This is a genomic window from Actinoplanes sp. TBRC 11911, from assembly GCF_012933445.1.
Lineage (GTDB): Bacteria > Actinomycetota > Actinomycetes > Mycobacteriales > Micromonosporaceae > Actinoplanes.
Genome location: NZ_JABBNC010000012.1, coordinates 199373 through 217444, shown reverse-complemented (window position 1 = coordinate 217444; position 18072 = coordinate 199373). Strand labels below are relative to the sequence as shown.

Here is an 18072-nt window from a genome sequence, read left to right as displayed (position 1 = left end):
CATGCCCCCGAACGGGGGTGGTGTGCCGGGCCGGACGGGTTCATAGTGCGGAAATGTTGTCCTACGCGTCGGGCACGTCTGACCAGCCCCTTCTCGGCGAGACCATCGGGGCGAACCTGGACCGCGCGGTGGCTCGCTTCGGCGACCGGGAGGCCCTGGTCGACGTGGCGGCCGGCCGGCGATGGACCTACGCGTCATTCGACGAAGACGTGAACCGGCTGGCGCGCGGGTTGCTGGCCCGCGGCATCGCGAAGGGCGACCGGGTCGGCATCTGGGCCCCGAACTGCGCGGAGTGGGTGCTGACCCAGTACGCGACCGCCAAGATCGGCGCCATCCTGGTCAACATCAATCCGGCGTACCGGACGCATGAGCTCGACTATGTGGTGCGCCAGTCCGGTTTGTCGTTGCTGATCAGCGCCGTGTCGTTCAAGACGTCCGACTACCGGGCGATGGTGTCGTCGATCGGCTTCGAGAAGGTCGTATACCTCGACTCCTTTTCCGATTTATTCGTCTCCGGCGACATGACCGAAATTTCGGCACGTGCGGCGACATTGGCGTTTGACGACCCGATCAACATCCAGTACACGTCCGGGACCACCGGCTTCCCCAAGGGCGCCACCCTCTCGCACCACAACATCCTGAACAACGGCTACTTCGTCGGCGAACTCATCGGCTACACCGCCGAGGACCGGGTGTGCCTGCCGGTGCCGCTCTACCACTGCTTCGGCATGGTGATGGGCAATCTCGGCGCCACCTCGCACGGCGCCTGCATCGTGCTGCCGTCCCGCGGCTTCGACCCCGCCGCCACGCTCGCCGCGGTCCAGGCCGAGAGGATCACTTCCCTGTACGGCGTACCCACCATGTTCATCGCCGAACTGGGCCTGCCGGACTTCAGCACGTACGACCTGTCCTCCTTGCGCACCGGCATCATGGCCGGCTCGCCCTGCCCCGTCGAGGTGATGAAACGGGTCGTCGCCGAGATGAACATGACCGAGGTGGCCATCTGCTACGGCATGACCGAGACGTCCCCGGTCTCCACGATGACCCGCCCCGACGACACCCTGAGCCGCCGCACCGAGACAGTCGGCCGCGTGATGCCGCACCTGGAGTCCAAGGTCATCGACCCCGCGACCGGCCGACCGGCGCCCCGAGGCGAGGCCGGCGAACTCTGCACCCGCGGCTATTCGGTCATGCTCGGCTACTGGGACCAGCCCGCCGCGACCTCCGAGGCGATCGACGCGGCCCGCTGGATGCACACCGGCGACCTGGCCACGATGGATCCGGACGGCTACGTGAACATCGTCGGCCGCATCAAGGACCTGGTCATCCGGGGCGGCGAGAACATCTACCCCCGCGAGGTCGAGGAGTTCCTCTACACGCACCCGGACATCGCCGACGTCCAGGTGATCGGCGTCCCCGACGACAGGTACGGCGAGGAGCTGATGGCCTGGATCGTCCTGCGCCCGGGCGTCGCCCCGCTGACCGCCGAGGCCATCCGCGAGTTCTGCAGGGGCCGCCTGAGCCACTACAAGATCCCGCGCTACGTCCACCTGGTCGACGGCTTCCCGATGACGGTGACCGGCAAGGTCCGCAAGGTAGAGATGCGCGAACAGGCGGTCGGCCTCCTCAAGTCCGACTCCTGATACGACTACCCCTTTATATCCGATAAGCTGATATCATCATCAAGATATTGGATAACCTGCGCGCGTGGGGGGAGCAGAGATGGCCAAAGCTACCGCCCCGCCTCTCATGGCCATCTTCCGCAGCCAGGTCCAAGCGGAGATCCTGACCTCGGTCATGCTTTCCCCCGGCCGGCACTCGGTGTCCGACCTGGCTTCGAGGTTGAACGCCCCCTACGCCACAGTCCACCGTGAAGTGGAACGCCTCCTCAAAGCCGGTCTACTGACAGAGCGTCGCATCGGACGCTCGAGGATGCTGAGCCCCAACAGCGCAAGCCCCGCGTACCGGCCGCTGCGCGATCTGGTGCTGGTCGCGTTCGGTCCACGGGAAGTCATCACGCAGGAGTTCAGCGACTTGAGCGGCCTCGAAGGACTCCTGATCTACGGCTCCTGGGCAGCTCGGTACAACGGCCAGGAAGGCCCGGAACCGGGCGACATCGACGTCCTCATCGTCGGCAACGTCGACCGCGACGAGGCCTACGACGCCGCCGAGCGCGCACAGGACCGCCTCGAACGCGAGGTTAACCCTCAGTTCTCCAGCACGGCACGATGGCAGGCAAGCGACGGTCCATTCCTTACCGAAGTGAGGCAGCGCCCATTGGTCACCCTGATCGCCCCACCCGTGGAAACGCCCGAGGCGCAGCCGACCGAGACCCGGAGTGACACACCTTGAGCTGGCAGAAAGGTGCCGACGAGATTCAGAGCCTCATCGACAAGGGCTACCTTGAGCAGGTACCCGCCAATCCCGACGAGGCGGCCTACCTGATCGACAAAGCCCGGCTCCACCTCCAGACCGCGCGCAACCTGGCCGAGGTCGACCCGGAAATCGCCTACGATGCGCTCTACGCCGCAGCGCGAAAGGCACTGACCGCTGTGCTGCCACCCGCCGGGCCGATCCTGCGTCCCTACCGACGTCTGCGCCGTGTCCGCGGCGCGGGCGACTATCAAGCCTCCGAAGGCGCAGTGCACCCCGACGATGTCGAGAGAGACTTGCCCGCCGCAGAGCGGATCGTCGACGCCGCCGCCCAGGTCGTACCGCAAATGCCGGTGTTCACACCGCGACGTCGTTAGTGCGCAACTTCGGCGCCCCCCAATCATCCAGGGCCTTGGCCGCGCCTCGGTGCTGCGGGATCGGGTCGGTCGGGTGGGCGTTCGCGTGCACGCCGGACGGTTGCTGCTAGGGTCCGGCGTCCGGGACCGCTGCGCGCGCCTGGCTTTCCATTGACGGCCCAGGGGGCGGCCGCGTCGGTGGCGGCCGTCCCGTTCCGTGCTTTCGTGGCAGGGGCGGGATTTGAACCCGCGATCTCGGGCTTATGAGGCCCGCGAGCACTCCGAACTGCTCTGCCCTGCTAGTGCCCCCGGGGAGACTTGAACTCCCGACCTCCGGATTCGCAATCCGGTGCGCTTTCCTGCTGTGCCACAGGGGCGTGTCGTCGGGTGGTGTCGAACCATCCGGCCTCCGCCTTATGAGGGCGGCGCTCTTCCGCTGAGCTACGACGACGTCGGCGCGGCTGGCGCGCCGTGGGCGCGCCGTGGACCCGGCCGGGTTCGAACCGGCCGCCTCCCGTTTGCAAGACGGGTGCTCTACCCAATGAGCTACGAGCCCTCTGGTGTTCCGGACGAGAGGCGACGGCTGCCGCGTTGGCCGGGTAGCGCAAGTAATCCCGGCCGGCGAGCCCTCATGAGCCGGCCCGCGATGCCGCCGCCTCTCGTCCACTATTTACTGCAATCAGGAATACGCTTTCGAATACGCACGGGCGGCAGGAATCGAACCCGCAACACACGGTTTTGGAGGCCGTTGCTCTGCCAATTGAGCTACGCCCGTGAGCCTCTCCCGGCGCTCGCACGAAACGGCCGGAAGACGAAGAAGCCGCCCATCCCCGAGCGGGAGGGCGGCGGCGGAAACCGTTACGGCATCAGCCGTTTCGCCAGCTCACTCCCGGGGAACGCCACTGCATCGCTCGTCGCATGGCGGGGCCATCGATCGTCGCAGCACGTGCGGCGAGGTCGACCAGACCGGCGGCCTGCCACATCATCTCGATCCCCTTTCGCGCGCTCTCCCTGCGGACGCGTCAAACATTAGCGGCCACCCGCCCCGATGACAATCCTTTTATCGCGGCGTTCGCTCCGAATTCGATTATGGAGTGGTTCGGAAAGTGCGCGGGACTGTCAACCTCGGCGCCCCGAGGTCGTCCAGGGCCTTGGCCGCGCCTCGGTGCAGTGGGATCGGGTCGGTCTTGCGGGCGTTCTGGAGGGCGACGCGACCGGTCAATGCGCGGGCCGGGAGTTCCTCGTCGTCGTAGTGGATCGAGGGCGGGTCGGCGCTGACATCCACAGTGGACGCCGAGGCGACATGAGATCGACGTTCGCCCATGAAACGGACAGTACTACGCCTGATCACACTGTGCAGCGCAACCTAAACGTCACTCATCGTAAGAAGGACAGTTCATCGTCGGACACGTGGCGTTAGCCTGCATTTAACCTCTAGAGTGTCCCGGCGTGAAGGTCAGTTTGCCGGAGATCCGGGAGCGCACCTACAAGCCGGTCGATGCATGGTGGACCGTGCTTCTCGTCGATCCGCTCGCATCGCGCCTGGTTCGCGTGGTGGCGCCGCACAAGCGGATCACCCCGAATCTCCTGACCGTGATCGCGACCCTCATCGGGCTGGTCGCGGCGGCCTTCTTCGCGCAGGGTTCGCGCTGGTGGCTGGTCGTCGGCGCGGTGCTCTTCCACCTCAGCTTCGTGGTCGACTGCATGGACGGCAAGATCGCCCGGCTGAACGGGACCGGCTCGCTGTTCGGGCAGTGGCTCGACTACGTGTTCGACCGGGTCCGCGTGCTGGCGTGCGCCTTCGCGCTGATGGGCGGGCAGTACGCGCGCACCCACCAGCTGATCTATCTGTACCTCGCGGCCGTCGTGATCTTCCTCGACATGTTCCGATACCTGAACAGCCTCGAGATGAGCAAGATCCGTCGCGGCATGAAGGACCAGATCGCCGAGTTCAAGCAGCCACTCGACGACACCGTGCGGCTGAGCCGGGCGGACGAGGGCGACGAGCCGGAGGCCTCGCCGAAGCGGCGGCTGGGCCGGTGGCTGCGCGCGCGCCGGATCCGCACGCATCTGTTCAGCGGCATCGAATACCACATGGGCGTCTTCATCATCGGCCCGCTGACCGGCCTGATCATCCCGGTCACGATCGTCTCCGGCGCGCTGCTGGTCGCCTTCGAGTGCTTCCTGATCTACAAGTTCTGGCGGGCGACGCGGGCCTTCCCGAGCCGGCTGACGGCGGCGAAGAACGAGTACTACGCCCGCCAGATCCCCGAGGAAGCCGTTATCTAACCGAACGGGCAACCGTGCTGCAACCCGGCGGGCGCCTAATGGACGTCATGGACCGATCGCGCGTCGAGGGCGGGGTGCCGCTCACCGTCAAACTGCGTCTCACCAGCACCAGTTCCGGCCGCCCGATCTCCGGCGGCGAGGTCCGGCTGTGGCACTGCGACGGCGACGGCTCGCTCGCCGGCAGTGACGCGAACGGCTGGGTGACCTTCACCAGCGTCTTCCCGGCAACCGAGGCCGGACGCTGGCCGCACCTGCACTTCGAGGTCGCCGGGCGGCCCGCGGCGCAACTCGCGCTCCCGGGTGACGCCTGCGTGCAGGCGTACTCGGCCGAGGCGTACGGGGAAAGCAAGCGCAACCTGGCCCGCTCCAGCCCGGCCGACGCCCTGCGCGACGGCATGTCGCTGGAGATGGCGTCGGTGACCGGCGACGTCGATCGGGGTTTCGTGGCCACCCGCATGGTCGGCGTCTGACAAGCGAGCGCCACCCCCGCGCGGGGGTAGCGCCGGAAGGCGGCCGGTAGGACCCTGAGCCGCATGGCAGCCACCGAGACCTTCCGCGCCGCGCGCGACTTTCTCCTCGCTCACGGCGAGGACTACGACCACGCGGTCGACGGCTTCCGATGGCCCGAGCTCGACGAGTTCAACTGGGCGCTGGACTGGTTCGACGTGATCGCCGCGGGCAACGACGCTCCCGCGCTCTGGATCGTCGAGGAGGACGGCAGCGAACGGCGTTTCTCGTACGCCGAGATGTCGCACCGGTCGAGCCAGGTGGCGATGTGGCTGCGGGCCAAGGGCGTGCGCCGCGGCGACCGGATCGTGCTCATGCTCGGCAACCAGGCCGAACTGTGGGAGACGATTCTCGCCGCGGTCAAGCTGGGCGCGGTGCTGATCCCGGCGACGCCGCTGCTCGGGCCGGCCGACGCGGCGGACCGGGTGGCCCGTGGCGGCGCCCGGCACGTGGTCACCACGACCGCGTTCCTGGACAAGTTCGCGGCGGTGGACGGGGTCACCAAGATCGCCGTGGATCGGGACTTCGCGGAGGCGTACGCGGGAACCGGGGTCTTCGAAGTTGACGGCGTGACCCGGGCGACCGACACGCTGCTGCTCTACTTCACGTCCGGGACGACCGCGTCGCCGAAGCTGGTCGAGCACACCCACCAGTCGTACCCGGTGGGGCATCTGTCGACGATGTACTGGATCGGGCTGCGACCCGGCGACGTGCACCTCAACATCTCCTCGCCGGGCTGGGCGAAGCACGCGTGGAGCAACGTCTTCGCGCCGTGGAACGCGCAGGCGTGCGTGTTCATCTACAACTACTCGCGCTTCGACGCGGCCCGGCTGATGGCCGCCATGGATCGCGGCGGCGTCACCAGCTTCTGCGCGCCTCCCACGGTCTGGCGAATGCTGATCCAGAACGATCTGACCGCCTTACGTACGCCTCCCCGCCTGGTCGTGGGTGCCGGCGAACCGCTGAACCCGGAAGTGATCGACCAGGTCGCCAAGGCGTGGGGGGTGACCGTGCGCGACGGCTTCGGGCAGACCGAGACGAGCGTGCTGATCGCGAATTCGCCGGGGCAGCGGGTGTTGCCCGGGTCGATGGGCCGGCCGGTGCCCGGTTTCCGCATCGAGCTGCTCGACCCGGTGACCGGAGCGCCCGCGCCGGAGGGTGAGATCTGCGTGGCGATGGAACCGCGGCCGACCGGGCTGATGGTCGGATACCACGGCGACGCGGAGCTGACCGCGTCCCGGATGACCGACGGCTACTACCACACCGGGGACGTTGCCTCGCGCGACGACGATGGATATATCACCTATGTCGGGCGGACCGACGACGTGTTCAAGGCGTCCGACTACCGGATCTCGCCGTTCGAGCTGGAGAGCGTGCTGATCGAGCACGAGGCGGTGGTGGAGGCCGCGGTCGTGCCCTCGCCCGACCCGGTGCGGCTGGCCGTGCCGAAGGCCTACGTCGTCCTGGCCGAGGGGTGGTCACCCTCGGCGGAGACCGCTTCGGCCATTTTCGCGTACGCCCGTGAGCACATGCCGCCGTACGCCAGAATCCGTCGCCTGGAGTTCGCCGACCTACCCAAGACGATCTCCGGAAAGATCCGGCGGGTCGAACTGCGCGCCCTCGAACACACCAAGCACGCACAGGACGGTGTCACTCCGCCCGGAGAATTCCTCGGTTGATCCGTGATCTTGGAGGTCGGCCGGGCTAGATTGGCGCGATGCTCCGACGGCTGCTGTTTCCGCTAGCCGTGGTGCTGTTGCTGGGCCAGATGGCGTTCGCGATGGTCACCACGGCGGTGGAGCAGTCGCCCACGATCGACGAGCCGGTGTACGTGTCGACCGCGGAGGTCTACCGGCAGCAGCACATCGTGCTCTACAACCCGGAGCATCCGCCGCTGGCGAAGCTGGTGATGGCGGCCGGGCTGGCGTTCACCCACGCCAAGCTGGACCCCGGGTTCCGCGGCAATCAGACCCAGTTGGGCCGGCATCTGCTGTACGAGACGGGCAACAACCCGTTCCGGCTGATGCTCGCGGCCCGGCTGCCGATGATCGTGCTGACGCTGCTGTTCGGGTTGGTGGTGTTCTTCTTCGCCCGCGACCTCGCCGGGCGGTGGGCCGGGTTGATGGCGCTGGCGTTGTACGCGTTCTCGCCCGATGTGATCGCGCACGGCTCGCTGGCGACCCTGGATGTGCCGGCCGCGGGGTTGTTGCTGACGACGTTCTGGATGTTGTGGCGGTCCCGGGAGCGGCCGGGTCTCTATCTGCCGTTGGCGGGGGTGGCGTTGGGGGCGTCGCTGGCTACTCGGATGAGTGCGTTGCCGGCGATTCCGATGGTGTTGTTGTTGGTGTTGCTATCGCCGGCGCCGTGGGTTTTGCGTCGCCTGGGTGGTGCCGTGAGATCTTCCGGTGGCGTGGCTGAATCGGGGCAGGTTGTTCCCTCGGGTGGTCGGCTGCGCGCGGCCGTCGCGAGGGTTCGCTCCGGCGCGGGCTGGCGAGAGTTCGGACTTCGGGTCGTCGCGGCCATCGGGGTCGGGATCATCGCGGCGGCCGTCGTGTGGGTCGTCTACCTCGCGGTTGACCCGCGGCTGCGGTGGACGACGCCGGCCGGGCTGCCGCATCCCGGGGGGCTGCGCGGGCTGGCCGTCGACTTGCTGCCACTGCCGAAGGCGTACCGGGACGGGGTGTTGATTCAGTTCAAGTTCGAGTCGGAGACCTTCAACGGGTTTCTGCTCGGCCGGGCGTACCAGGGAAGCCTCTGGTATTACCTGCCCGTCGCTCTGCTGATCAAGATGCCGCTGGGGATGCTGGCGCTGTGGGTGATCGGGACGCTGACGCTGCTGGCCAAGCGCACGCTGCGGGTGGCGTCGCTCTACCTGATCGCGCCGGCGGCGGTGCTGATGCTGGTCGCGATGACCGGGGCGCGCGACTACGGCACCCGCTACGTCATCTTCATGCCGATGTTCTTCGCGATCGTGGCGTCCACCGTCGTGCTGACCCGGGTGGCCTGGGTCAAGGTGGCGGCGGTGCTGCTGGTCGTGTTCGTGGCGGTGAGCTCGGTGCGGACGTTCCCGTACTACCTGCCCTACTCGAACGAGGCCTTCGGCGGCACCGCCAACACACACAACAACCTGCACGACGCGAACGTCGACTGGGGACAGGATCTGGCCCGGCTGGCCACGCACCTGCGGCAGCGTTATCCGGGGCAGCCGGTGTGGTTGTCGTACAAGGGCAGCGGCGTGCCGGGCTACTACGGCATCCACGCGAAGAACCCGACATCCGTGCCGATCGACCAGGTGCACGGGTTGCTGGTGGTGTCGGACTCGCGAGTGGCCCTGGCGAGCGGCCGGCTGAAGCAGCTGATCGACACGTCGACCCCGATCGACGAGGTCGGCTACTCGATAACCATCTATCGGCGCCCGTAGGCGCGATCCCCGGCGATTACGGCGTCCGGCTTGCGCGCCAGCCTCGCGAACGTGCTCGACACCATCGAGTATGGCCGCGTCTGGCGGTGCTTTGCAGCTTTCCCGGGTGCGGCGCCGAGTGCTGGCGCCGGTGCCGAGTTCCGGCAAGGCGAGCGATCCTCGCCTCCGCGGCGTCCGGGCCGACGGACGCTGAGACGGCGGTTGTGTTGCGACGATGGCGACGCTCGTCGAGCTGTCTCACTATGTGGACCAACCGCTCGCATCGTGGAACTGTTCAGCTGTTTCTCGCGCCGCTCACGCTCCGATGAGTTGGCCATGCGCGGCGGACCTGCGCGGACCGTCGCTGTGGGGAGCCGGGACCTCCCGGTCGTGGCGGGTGCCCACACCGGGGTGGGGGTGCCTGCGGTGTGGGCAACCGCAACCTCCTCGGCGTCGCGACTGCCCACGCCCGGGTGGGGGTGGCTGCGGTGTGGGCAACCGCAACCTCCTCGGCGTCGCGGCTCCCCACGCCCGGGTGGGGCGGCCACTGTGGGGAGCTGGGACCTGCCCGGACCTGGCGGCGCCGCCTCGCACGTGGACTCCCGGCCGACGGAACCAGCTGAACAGTTACGGTGGCCGGGACGCCTCTCAAATAATGGGAGTAGCGCACCGATTCAGCCCCGTGGACTCAGGCATGCGGCGGCCCGCAGTGGCTCGCGGGCCCTCAGCGAGCGTTCCGCTTAGGCGTGTCGCTGTTTCGGAGTGCCGGAGGCTGGTTCGCGGCTCGCTTGGCCGGCTTTTTGGTCGGCGCCAGCTGCGAGATCCGCTGTTTCGAAACGCCCGTCAGTGCGGCCGCGTCCCGGACCGAGAACCGGTACTGGTCGACCAGGGTTTTGGCCGCGGCGACGGTGCGCTGAGCCAGATCCTCTTCCTCCCGGCGGATTCGCTCGCGATCGGCCCGCAACTGCCGTGTCTCGGCTTCCACTTCCGGGATGCCGATCCGGTACTCGAAGTCCAGGTTGAGGTCGCCCTCGGCACCCTCCGGAAGGTCCTCGATCAGAGCGATGAGCTCGCGGACCGCCTTTTGGAGGCTGGGGATGTTCCTGGCAAAGGTGTGCGCGCCGGCCAGGCCGGGGACGTCCGCCAGCCAGGCGCCGTTCTCATGGGTGACGACGACGTGGTAGGTCTTATCGGTCACAGGAGCCATCCCTCCCCAAACACTGGGACCATGTCCTTCTGGATCTTATGAAGTGTTCCGCCGGGAACGTCCCCTGGGTGAAACGCTACGGACGTCTGTGCGGTGATGCTCTCGTTCACTTCCGTCTTCGAGGCACGGTAGAGACGGTGTGAACCCCTCGTGCGGACGTGCCAGCCACCCAGCTGAAGGATCCGCGATTCAACTTCTCTTGGTCTCACAAACGATAAGTGTCCAGCGATGGGACAGCAAGTGTCAATTCGCTAGACACCAGCTCATGTCCGGTCCCCGAGCCGCCGGGAGATGTCGCGGCGAGGGCCAGGTGCCGACGCGCCGAACGGGAGGGCCGCGCCCGATGCGCGGCCCTCCCGGCCGGTCAGTGGAAGGTCAGGCGCGCGACGCGGCCCTGGGCGCCGGACGCCCAGCAAGAACCATCCGACGCGCACGCCACCGCGTCGAAGGTTCCGGTGTCGAAGCGCTTCCAGGTGCGGCCCGCGTCGTATGAGATGTCGCTGCCGGTCGGGCCCACCGCCAAAGCCGTCGACGAACGGCCCACCCACGCGGAACCCGAGCGGTACTCGCCGGGGACCTTACGGGCGACCGTCCACGAATGGCCGCGAAGATAAGCCGCCCCGGACGGTGCCGCCGTCGGGGTGACGTAATCGCCGCCCACCGCGATCGCCTCGCCGGACGGCCGCACCGCCAGGCTGTAGATGCCGGCGCTGGGGCCGCTCGGGATCGGCGTCGACACCACCGACCAGGTCCGCCCCAGGTCGCGCGAGGTGAACACGCGCGATGAGCTGCCGCCGCCGCTGGCGAAGTAGGCGCGGCCGCCGGCCGACACCAGGCAGGTGCCGCTCGCCGCGAAGGCGAACTCGCCGGTCAGCGCGGGCGGCATCCCGGCGGGCGGCCGGACCTGCCACGACCGGCCACCGTCGAAAGTGGCCAGGATGCGGAACTTGCCGTCCACCGGGTCGGACAGGGCGAGGCCGTGCCGCGCGTCGAGGAAGGTCACGCAGTCGTAGAACGCGGCCGGATCCTCGTTGCGGAACGTCTCGGTCCACGAGCGGCCGCCGTCGGACGTGCGATACAGGCGGGAGTCGGTGCCGGTGCCGATGGTCAGGGCCACGGCGCGGGTGGCGTCGAACGCCTCGATGTCGCGGAACTCCAGGGTGGCAGCCGCGGCGGGGCCCACCGACTGCCAGGAACGGCCGCCGTCGACCGTGCGCAGGATCGTTCCGGCGGCGCCCGCCACCCAGGCGACCCGGGAGCTGACCGGGTCGAGGCCGCGGAACTGGGTGGTCACCCCGGTGGACGTGAGCCGCCACCCGGGGGACGGGTGCGACGAGAAGCCGGCCGAGGCGACGAGTACCGCCACGCCGGCGACAGCTATCGACAACTTTCGCTGTAGCGTCATGCGCCGAGAATGTATCAGCGGTCCAGCAACTGCCGCAGCCGTACGGTGTCGGCAACCGTCCAGCCCGGCGGGGGTGCCAGCGCCGCCCAGCCGTCGACGGTGCCGGATTTGTAGACGTGGCCGTGCCCGATCGGCGCCTTGTTGGCGTACAGCAGATCCGTGGCGGTCTGCCAGAACGTGACCGCCGGGTACCAGTGCATGTCGGGGCTGATGTCCGGGCCGCGCCGGTCGCTGAGCCACCGTGGTTTGTGCCAGAGCAGCGAGGGACTCCAGTACACCACCGGATCCGACGTGTTCTGCATGTAGACGACCTTCGGTGGCGGGCCGGACAACGATCGCAGCTCGGTGGCCGTGGAGGCGAACGAGACCGGCAACCCGTCATAGGTCGGGTCCCACACCGGGGTCCCCGGGACGCGGGCCTTGGTCAGCCGCTGATGGATCGGGTTCGCGAAGGTCGGCCCCTCCAGCAGGATCCCGTCGGCGCCCGCCACCATGTTCTCCGCGCTGCCGAACGTCTTCTCCGTCCCGTACGTGCCCAGGCTCTCCCCGAAGATCAGCAGCTTCGGGCGGGTGGCGACCGGCATCGCGGCCCAGCGGGACCGGACCGCGGTGATCAGCGCGGACGCCGTTTCGACCACCTTGGACCGGTCCACGAGAAAGGAGATCCAGCTGGGCAGGTACGAATACTGCATCGAGACGAGCGCGGTGTCCCCGCCGTACATGTATTCGAGGGAACTGGTGACGTCGTTGTCCACCCAGCCGGTCCCGGTCGGGGTGAAGACCGCGATCACGGCACGGTCGAACGCACCGGTGCGGTCCATCTCCCGGACCACGAGTGCGGCGCGGTCCTGCGGGGTCCCGGCCGAGGCGAGCCCGGCGTACAGGCGGATGGGGTCCACGGGCGTACGGCCGGAGAATGCCTGAAGTTGTTGCCTGGTCGGGGCGCCGGCCACGAAGTTGCGCCCCTGACGGCCCAGCGACTCCCAGGCGACCAGCGATGGTGGACTGCCGGATCGCAGCGCCGAGGCGGGTCGCACGACGCCGCGCCCGGTGCCGCTGTCGGTGATCGCGGCGGAGCGGTCGGCGGTGGTGTAGAAGTTGTCGACCAGCAGTCCGTCGAAGGCCGTGTAGCTGAGCAGGGTGACGATGACGAACCCCGCACAGTACGCCGCCGACTCGGGCACCAGGCGGCAGAACAACCGCGACGTCAGGTAGATGGCGAGGCGCAGCATCCGGGCCACGAGCAGCAACAGGCCGAACGTGAGCAGGCTGATCCCGACCGTGCGGATCCAGTCGTATTCCTGCTGGGGCTGGGTGCCGAGGCGTACGCGTAATTCTCGTTGCCAGCGCGTGCCGAGCCAGAGGAAGACCACGATCAGCACGGGAACGAGGGCCAGCAGGATGCCCCACGCGATCCGTTCGACCCGTCGCGACGGCCACCACCACAACCGCACCAGCGCGCCGATCGCGGTGCCCAACGCGTACCCGATCGAGGCGGTGAGCCCGGCGACCACGCCCTGCAGAAACCACGGCCGGGGCAGCAGCGACGGCGTGTAGGACAGGCAGTAGAAGAACGCGGCCATGCCGAAGCCGGTCAGGCTGAGGCCACGGATCGCGGAAGCAGGAATCCGAACGCGCATCCGACCCCGCTCCCGTCGCCGGAACACCGGTGTTCGCAGAATCTTCCTGTTCGGCCACCGCTGGCAAGGCGCAACTTGTGCGGTCGTCGACAACTTGGACTATTCCCCCGCAGAATGAGGGTCCTCGATCGAACGGCGGTGCCTCCGATGTCCACGATCCTGTCGCGGCGTGATCTCGACTTCCTGCTCTACGAATGGCTCGACGTGACCGCGCTGACCGAGCGGGACCGGTTCGCCGAGCATTCGCGCGAGACGTTCGACGCGTTCCTGGACGTGTCCGCGCAGATCGCCGAGCGGGATTTCGCCCCGCACAACCGGCGCAACGACCTCGAAGAGCCAACCTTTGACGGGGTACGCGTCGACACCGTGCCCGAGGTCGCCGCGGCGCTGAAGGTGTTCAACGAGACCGGGCTGCCGGCGAGCACGATGGACGCCTCGGTCGGCGGGCTGCAGCTTCCGCACGTGGTGGCGCGGGCCTGCTTCGCGTGGTTCCAGGCCGCGAACATCGGGACCGCCTCGTACGCGATGCTGACCATGGCCAACGCGTCGTTGCTGCTGCGCTACGGGACGCCGGAACAGATCGAGACGTACGCGAAGCCGATGCTCGACGGGCGCTTCACCGGGACGATGTGCCTGTCCGAGCCGCAGGCCGGGTCGTCGCTCAGTGACGTGCTGACCAGGGCCACCCCGCGCGGCGACGGCACGTACCGGATCACCGGCAGCAAGATGTGGATCTCCGGCGGCGACCATGAGCTGAGCGAGACGATCGTGCATCTGGTGCTGGCCCGGGCCGCCGGCGCACCGGCCGGAGTCAAGGGGTTGTCGCTGTTCATCGTGCCCAAACACCACGTCGCGGCCGACGGGACGGTCACCGGCCGCAACGGCGTCGTCCTGGCCGGGCTGAACCACAAGATGGGGTTCCGTGGCACCACCAACGCGGTGCTGTCGTTCGAGGACGCGAGCGGCTATCTCGTGGGGGAGGAGGGGCGCGGTCTCGCGTACATGTTCCATATGATGAACGAGGCCCGGATCGGGGTCGGCGCGGGCGCGGTGGCGCTCGGCTACACGGGATATTTACATGCGCTTTCGTACGCCCGTGAGCGAACCCAGGGGCGTCCCGTGGCGGACAAGGATCCGTCGGCGCCCGCGGTCCCTCTCATTCGTCACCCGGATGTCCGCCGGATGCTGCTGGCCTCCAAGGCGTACGTGGAAGGGGGTCTCGCTCTTGTCCTTTACGCGGCAAAGTTGCTGGACGAGCCGTCGCCGGAGAACGACCTGCTGCTGGACGTGCTGACGCCGATCGTGAAAGCGTGGCCGTCGCAGTGGTGCCGTCTGGCCAACGATCACGCGATTCAGATCTACGGCGGGTACGGGTATACGCGCGAATATCCGGTAGAACAGTTTTATCGCGATAATAGGCTTAATTCCATTCATGAGGGTACGGATGGGATTCAGGGCCTGGATCTGCTCGGTCGCAAGGTCGTCATGTCCGAGGGGGCCGGGCTGCGATTACTTTTGTCGCGGATCCGGGCGGACGCGAAGTCGTCGCCGGCGGTCCTCGACGCGTGTGATCGGCTCGAAGCGGTCACGGCCCGGCTGTGGGAATCGGGTTCGCCGACCGTGGCGCTGGCGAACTCCACGGCGTACCTGGAAGCGGCCGGTCATCTCGTGATCGCCTGGATGTGGGTTTCTCAGCTGTCGGCCGTCCCGGCGGGGTCGACCGAGGCGTTCTACGAGGGTAAGCGGCTGGCCGCGCGCTACTTCCTCACACACGAGCTGCCGCGCATCGGGCCGCTGCTGGATCTGCTGGAGTCGCGGGACACCCTGCTCGCCGACCTGGACGACACCCACCTCTGACCGCTGATCTCGGGCTAGGTTGGCTTCATGGCGGCAGCTGGCAAGTCCCCGGCGACCGACGTCGAGGTCGGCGACTACTCGGTGCGCGTCTCGAACCCGGACCGCGTCTATTTTCCCGACCTCGGCCTGACGAAGCTCGACCTGGTCAACTACTACCTGTCCGTGGGCGACGGGATCGTGCGCGCGTTGCGGGAGCGGCCGTGCATGCTGCACCGGTTCCCGGACGGGCTGGCCGGTGAAAAGGTCCACCAGAAGCGGGTGCCGCATGGTGCGCCGCCGTGGCTGGAGACGGTGCGGGTGACGTTTCCGCGCTATAACCGGCATGCCGACGAACTGTGCGTGACAAAGCCCGCCGATGTGATCTGGGCGGTGCAGATGTCCACGGTCGAATTCCATCCGTGGAATTCCCGCCGCGCCGACACGGAGAAGCCGGACGAATGGCGCATCGACCTGGATCCGATGCCGGATTGCCCGTTCGACCGGGTTCGGCGGGTGGCCGGGGTCGCGCACGAAGTGCTGGATTCGCTGGGCATTCGGGGATATCCGAAGACGTCTGGCGGCCGCGGCCTGCACATCTATGTCCGGATAAATCCGGACTGGGGCTTCGGTGACGTGCGGCGGGCGGCGCTGGCCTTCGCCCGGGAGGTGGAGCGCCGGGCGCCGGACGACGTGACGACCACGTGGTGGCGCAAGGACCGCGACCCGGCGAAGCTGTTCGTGGACTACAACCAGAACGCGCGCGACCACACGATCGCCAGCGCGTACTCGGTCCGCGGCGTCCCCACCGCGACCGTCTCGACGCCGGTGACCTGGGACGAGATCCCGTCGGTGGAGCCGCGGGAGTTCACGGTGAAGACGGTGCCCGCCCGCTTCGCCGAACTGGGCGACCTGCACGCCACGATCGACGACGAGGCGTTCTCGCTGGAGCCGTTGCTGGAGTGGGCGGCCCGCGACGAGAAAGCCGGCCTGGAGGGGCCCGCAGACGCCGACTAGCGCCGGGTTTCTACGCCGCCCAGCCGCCGCCAGCCGCCAGCCGCCCAGCCGCCAGCCGCCAGCCGCCCAGCCGCCAGCCGCCCAGGCGCCAGCCGCCCGCCGCCCAGGCGGCGCGAGCGTCCGCGCCGCGTCAGCCGTTCAGGTAGGCCAGGACGGCCAGCACACGGCGGTTGTTGTCGTCCGACGGTGGCATGCCCAGCTTCGTGAAGATGTTGTTGATGTGCTTGCTCACCGCCTTCTCGCTGACGAACAGCCGCCCGGCGATCGCCACGTTCGACCGGCCCGCCGCCATCTCCGCGAGCACCTCGCGCTCGCGGCTCGTCAGCACGTCCAGCGGCGCGCGGCGGTCGAGCAACCGGGCCACGACCTCCGGGTCCATGACCGTGCCGCCGCCCGCCACCTGGTGCACCGCGTCCACGAACTGGGCCACATTGGACACCCGATCCTTCAGCAGGTATCCGACGCCGCCGTTGCGGTCGGAGAGCAGCTCCCGCGCGTACAGGGGCTCGACATGCTGGGAAAGCACCAGGATCGGCATGCCCGGCACCTCGGTGCGAGCGGCGATGGCGGCCTGCAGGCCCTCGTCGGTGAACGTCGGCGGCAACCGCACGTCGACCACCGCCACGTCCGGCTGCCGCTCGACCAGCGTGGGCAGCAGCGACGGCCCGTCCTCGACCGTGGCGACGACGTCGAGGTGGAACGCCTCCAGGATCCGGGTCAATCCGTCCCGGAGGAGAGCATGGTCCTCGGCGATGACAACACGCACGGCAGCTCCATGGTCACGATGGTCGGCCCACCCAGCGGACTGGACACCGCCATCGTGCCATCGAAGGCCGCCAGGCGACGCTCAATTCCGCGCAGGCCGGTGCCCTTCGATCGGTCCGCCCCGCCGTGGCCGTCGTCGCCCACCTCGATGAGAAGGGTGTCGCCTAGTCGCTTGATCGAGACGAAGGCGAACGTGGCGCCGCTGTGCATGGTCGCGTTCGTAAGCATCTCGGCGATCGCGAAATAGGCGGCGGACTCCACCGGCGTGTCGAGCCGGCCGATCTCCTCGACGCTGGAGTCCACATTGGTGGGTATCCGCAGGTTGAGGGCGAGTGCCCGCACCGCACCGTCGAGCCCGCGCTCGGCCAGCACCGGCGGATGAATGCCGCGGACCAGATGACGCAGCTCGACCAGTGCGGTGGAACTGACCTCGCGTGCCTCGGCGAGCAGTTTGCGTGCGGTGTCCGGGTCGCGGTCCACCATCTCCTCGGCGAGGCCGATCGTCATGCCCAGCGACACGAGCCGGGCCTGCGCGCCGTCGTGCAGGTCGCGCTCGATGCGGCGCAGCTCGGCGGCCTGGGCGTCGACCGTGTCAGCCCGGGTGACGGTCAGCTCGGTGACGCGCTGCGACAGCTCGGCGTTGCGGGTGGGCGCCAGCAGGAGCCGGGCGAACAACGCGTCGAAGCGTCGCAGATAAGGCGCCAGGGCGACCCCGATGGCGAGGATCAGCACGCCCTGCGGCAGCGACAGGAAACCCTCGCCCACGCTGTGGATCGGCCAGGTCACGCCGTACCCGTACCAGCCGGTGCCCAAATAGATCCACAGTGGTAGCAGAACGATGCCCTGCAGCCCGTACAGCGGAATGATCAGCGACAGCACGCCGAGCGCGAAGCCGATGATCGCGCCGGGCAGCAACCAGGCGAAATCGCGCCACGTCGCCGGATCGGTGACGATCCATTTGTAGCGGCGCCAGCCGACCACGCTGCCCTTCTCCGGCCGGGGCCGATAAGGGCTCGCGATCGGCACACCGAAGCCGCCCGCGAGGCTGCGGGCCACGTCGGCCCGCGCCCGGATCAGCCGGGTGGCCAGCGGCAGCAGCATGAAGCCGAGGCCCCACACCGGGGTCAGCGCCAGCGCCAGCACGAAGAACACGAACAGCGGGAGGCTGGCGACCGCGAGCGCGATCGAAAGCACGCCGCCGGCCAGCGCTCGCAATCCGTCTCGCACCCAGTCCCGTGAGTCCATGCCCATCATCCTGGGCCGCCGGTGCCATGATCTCA

Annotated in this window: 15 protein-coding genes and 5 tRNA genes; 9 read left to right on the top strand and 11 right to left on the bottom strand. The window is 68.4% G+C overall.

The window, feature by feature from the left end:
• Positions 1-53 precede the first annotated feature (53 nt).
• The 3 genes from HH310_RS19295 to HH310_RS19285 all read left to right on the top strand — a co-directional run bounded on the left by HH310_RS19295 (position 54) and on the right by HH310_RS19285 (position 2750).
• A complete protein-coding gene (locus HH310_RS19295) occupies positions 54-1643 on the top strand; it encodes an AMP-binding protein (protein ID WP_169176950.1) in 1590 nt (529 codons plus the stop codon).
• Between the two features lie 79 nt (positions 1644-1722).
• On the top strand, positions 1723-2352 hold the full coding sequence (locus HH310_RS19290; protein ID WP_169176949.1) for a winged helix-turn-helix domain-containing protein: 630 nt from the start codon (positions 1723-1725) through the stop codon (positions 2350-2352).
• Positions 2349-2750: a hypothetical protein gene (locus HH310_RS19285; protein ID WP_169176948.1), complete on the top strand. Its 402-nt coding sequence runs from the start codon at positions 2349-2351 to the stop codon at positions 2748-2750. Before HH310_RS19290 ends, HH310_RS19285 begins: the two co-directional genes overlap by 4 nt.
• Before the next feature lie 205 nt (positions 2751-2955).
• On the opposite strand, the gene HH310_RS19280 is transcribed toward HH310_RS19285, so the two are convergent.
• The 6 genes from HH310_RS19280 to HH310_RS19255 all read right to left on the bottom strand — a co-directional run bounded on the left by HH310_RS19280 (position 2956) and on the right by HH310_RS19255 (position 4053).
• Positions 2956-3030 (bottom strand) — tRNA-Met (locus HH310_RS19280).
• A gap of 2 nt (positions 3031-3032) precedes the next feature.
• Positions 3033-3106: transfer RNA gene (locus tag HH310_RS19275), tRNA-Arg, on the bottom strand.
• A gap of 1 nt (position 3107) precedes the next feature.
• Positions 3108-3180, bottom strand: a tRNA-Met gene (locus HH310_RS19270).
• A 32-nt stretch (positions 3181-3212) separates the two neighbouring features.
• Positions 3213-3285: transfer RNA gene (locus HH310_RS19265), tRNA-Ala, on the bottom strand.
• Positions 3286-3431: 146 nt separating this feature from the next.
• A tRNA-Trp gene (locus tag HH310_RS19260) sits at positions 3432-3504 on the bottom strand.
• Positions 3505-3816: 312 nt separating this feature from the next.
• A complete protein-coding gene (locus HH310_RS19255) occupies positions 3817-4053 on the bottom strand; it encodes a hypothetical protein (protein WP_169176789.1) in 237 nt (78 codons plus the stop codon).
• Positions 4054-4178: 125 nt separating this feature from the next.
• Here HH310_RS19255 and HH310_RS19250 point away from each other — a divergent pair, with 125 nt between their 5' ends.
• The 4 genes from HH310_RS19250 to HH310_RS19235 all read left to right on the top strand — a co-directional run bounded on the left by HH310_RS19250 (position 4179) and on the right by HH310_RS19235 (position 8946).
• Complete coding sequence (locus HH310_RS19250) at positions 4179-5018, top strand: CDP-alcohol phosphatidyltransferase family protein (RefSeq protein ID WP_169176947.1); 840 nt, start codon at positions 4179-4181, stop codon at positions 5016-5018.
• A gap of 47 nt (positions 5019-5065) precedes the next feature.
• Entirely contained in the window at positions 5066-5488 is a 423-nt protein-coding gene (locus tag HH310_RS19245; RefSeq protein ID WP_169176946.1) for a hypothetical protein, read from the top strand.
• A gap of 63 nt (positions 5489-5551) precedes the next feature.
• The gene (locus tag HH310_RS19240) at positions 5552-7204 is read left to right on the top strand and encodes an AMP-binding protein (protein WP_169176945.1); all 1653 of its coding nucleotides are present in this window, start codon (positions 5552-5554) and stop codon (positions 7202-7204) included.
• Positions 7205-7242: 38 nt separating this feature from the next.
• Positions 7243-8946: a glycosyltransferase family 39 protein gene (locus tag HH310_RS19235; RefSeq protein ID WP_169176944.1), complete on the top strand. Its 1704-nt coding sequence runs from the start codon at positions 7243-7245 to the stop codon at positions 8944-8946.
• Positions 8947-9649: 703 nt separating this feature from the next.
• Here the strand turns inward: HH310_RS19235 and HH310_RS19230 are convergent.
• The 3 genes from HH310_RS19230 to HH310_RS19220 form a co-directional block, all read right to left on the bottom strand.
• Positions 9650-10123 carry a hypothetical protein gene (locus tag HH310_RS19230; protein WP_211192333.1) on the bottom strand — a complete coding sequence of 158 codons (474 nt, stop codon included), beginning with the start codon at positions 10121-10123 and terminating at the stop codon, positions 9650-9652.
• A 373-nt stretch (positions 10124-10496) separates the two neighbouring features.
• Positions 10497-11537, bottom strand: a complete 1041-nt coding sequence (locus tag HH310_RS19225; RefSeq protein ID WP_169176943.1) for an oxidoreductase — start codon at positions 11535-11537, stop codon at positions 10497-10499.
• 14 nt (positions 11538-11551) lie between these two features.
• Positions 11552-13177 (bottom strand): alpha/beta-hydrolase family protein, encoded by a 1626-nt coding sequence (locus HH310_RS19220; protein WP_169176942.1) that lies wholly within the window; start codon positions 13175-13177, stop codon positions 11552-11554.
• Between the two features lie 147 nt (positions 13178-13324).
• Here HH310_RS19220 and HH310_RS19215 point away from each other — a divergent pair, with 147 nt between their 5' ends.
• Together HH310_RS19215 and ligD are read left to right on the top strand one after the other, a co-directional pair.
• Positions 13325-15034, top strand: a complete 1710-nt coding sequence (locus HH310_RS19215; RefSeq protein ID WP_169176941.1) for an acyl-CoA dehydrogenase — start codon at positions 13325-13327, stop codon at positions 15032-15034.
• Between the two features lie 27 nt (positions 15035-15061).
• Positions 15062-16027: a non-homologous end-joining DNA ligase gene (gene ligD, locus HH310_RS19210; protein WP_169176940.1), complete on the top strand. Its 966-nt coding sequence runs from the start codon at positions 15062-15064 to the stop codon at positions 16025-16027.
• A 130-nt stretch (positions 16028-16157) separates the two neighbouring features.
• On the opposite strand, the gene HH310_RS19205 is transcribed toward ligD, so the two are convergent.
• Both HH310_RS19205 and HH310_RS19200 read right to left on the bottom strand, forming a co-directional pair.
• Positions 16158-16793, bottom strand: a complete 636-nt coding sequence (locus HH310_RS19205; RefSeq protein ID WP_169176939.1) for a response regulator transcription factor — start codon at positions 16791-16793, stop codon at positions 16158-16160.
• On the bottom strand, positions 16745-18037 hold the full coding sequence (locus HH310_RS19200) for a sensor histidine kinase (RefSeq protein WP_169176938.1): 1293 nt from the start codon (positions 18035-18037) through the stop codon (positions 16745-16747). The genes HH310_RS19205 and HH310_RS19200 overlap by 49 nt, the downstream gene beginning before the upstream one ends.
• Between the last annotated feature and the right edge of the window lie 35 nt (positions 18038-18072).

What these genes read in the sequence shown, in the direction of transcription:
- HH310_RS19295 (WP_169176950.1), top strand. Translation starts at nt 54, where the DNA reads ATGTTGTCCTACGCGTCGGGCACGTCTGACCAGCCCCTTCTCGGCGAG.
- HH310_RS19290 (WP_169176949.1), top strand. Translation starts at nt 1,723, where the DNA reads ATGGCCAAAGCTACCGCCCCGCCTCTCATGGCCATCTTCCGCAGCCAG.
- HH310_RS19255 (WP_169176789.1), bottom strand. Translation starts at nt 4,053, where the DNA reads ATGGGCGAACGTCGATCTCATGTCGCCTCGGCGTCCACTGTGGATGTC.
- HH310_RS19245 (WP_169176946.1), top strand. Translation starts at nt 5,066, where the DNA reads ATGGACCGATCGCGCGTCGAGGGCGGGGTGCCGCTCACCGTCAAACTG.
- HH310_RS19240 (WP_169176945.1), top strand. Translation starts at nt 5,552, where the DNA reads ATGGCAGCCACCGAGACCTTCCGCGCCGCGCGCGACTTTCTCCTCGCT.
- HH310_RS19235 (WP_169176944.1), top strand. Translation starts at nt 7,243, where the DNA reads ATGCTCCGACGGCTGCTGTTTCCGCTAGCCGTGGTGCTGTTGCTGGGC.
- HH310_RS19225 (WP_169176943.1), bottom strand. Translation starts at nt 11,537, where the DNA reads ATGACGCTACAGCGAAAGTTGTCGATAGCTGTCGCCGGCGTGGCGGTA.
- HH310_RS19220 (WP_169176942.1), bottom strand. Translation starts at nt 13,177, where the DNA reads ATGCGCGTTCGGATTCCTGCTTCCGCGATCCGTGGCCTCAGCCTGACC.
- HH310_RS19215 (WP_169176941.1), top strand. Translation starts at nt 13,325, where the DNA reads ATGTCCACGATCCTGTCGCGGCGTGATCTCGACTTCCTGCTCTACGAA.
- ligD (WP_169176940.1), top strand. Translation starts at nt 15,062, where the DNA reads ATGGCGGCAGCTGGCAAGTCCCCGGCGACCGACGTCGAGGTCGGCGAC.
- HH310_RS19200 (WP_169176938.1), bottom strand. Translation starts at nt 18,037, where the DNA reads ATGGACTCACGGGACTGGGTGCGAGACGGATTGCGAGCGCTGGCCGGC.